Raw genomic sequence first — 748 nt, forward strand, 5'->3', positions numbered from 1 at the left:
CCGCCCTCAGCCAGTGCGGCAGGCCGTGCCGGTAGGCGGCCTCCATGATCGGGTCCTGGGCGATGTCGCGACGGATGGCCTGCAGCCCGCGGTCGTGTCCGTACCGCTCGACGGCCTGGGCGAAGTGGGCCAGCATCGGCAGGCACCAACTGGACTCGTGGTCGCCGAGGACCGTGGCGGCGTCCGGGTGGAAGAGGACGAACCGGAGGAAGTTGTCGGTCGGCAGGGCCGTCGGATGCGGTTCGACATCTCGAAAAAGTGTCCGGAAAGCACTGTTGGCCAGCAGCACGTCCCAGCGGTGGTCGATCACCAGGGAGGGGAAGGGCACGGCTTCGAGGAACACGGCGTAGTCCGCCAGATAGGCCCGGGTCTCGGGAGTCTCGGGGGCGGGCCGCGGTGCCGGCCGCTGCCCTCCTGCCTGATAAGTCATCGGGAGGTCACCCCTCTTGCCTGTGCGGCCCTGACGCGGCGCCCCGATCCTGCTGCCCCGACGCGCGGCGTGTCAACTATCGTGGCATTTCATGCCGGTTGACGGCCGAAATTGGCCACAGTTGTGGCGAGACCTGGATGTGAGTTCGAACCACCGGCTAGTCTCCGTGAAGTTCACGGCAACCGCTTGTGAGAAGCCTGTGAGAGACGTAGGAGATCTGTCGGTGACGGGTGGCTTCGAGGGTCCGGGCACCGCGCCGACGACCGCGCTGCCGGCCGTCGTCGCCCGCGTCACCGCACTCGCCGACCGGCTCGGCGT

Annotated in this window: 1 protein-coding gene and 1 pseudogene; one reads left to right on the forward strand and one right to left on the reverse strand. The window is 68.3% G+C overall.

Annotated features, from left to right (window positions below; all coding sequences use genetic code 11):
• Nucleotides 1–430, reverse strand: a 430-nt coding sequence (locus tag B7L92_RS36820; protein WP_081241499.1) for an MmyB family transcriptional regulator, incomplete at its 3' end; no start/stop codon positions are given.
• A 223-nt stretch (nucleotides 431–653) separates the two neighbouring features.
• Here B7L92_RS36820 and B7L92_RS43200 point away from each other — a divergent pair.
• Nucleotides 654–748, forward strand: a pseudogene (locus tag B7L92_RS43200) (helix-turn-helix domain-containing protein); the annotation flags it as partial.

Source organism: Streptomyces viridosporus (genome assembly GCF_002078235.1).
Taxonomy (GTDB): Bacteria; Actinomycetota; Actinomycetes; order Streptomycetales; family Streptomycetaceae; genus Streptomyces; species Streptomyces viridosporus.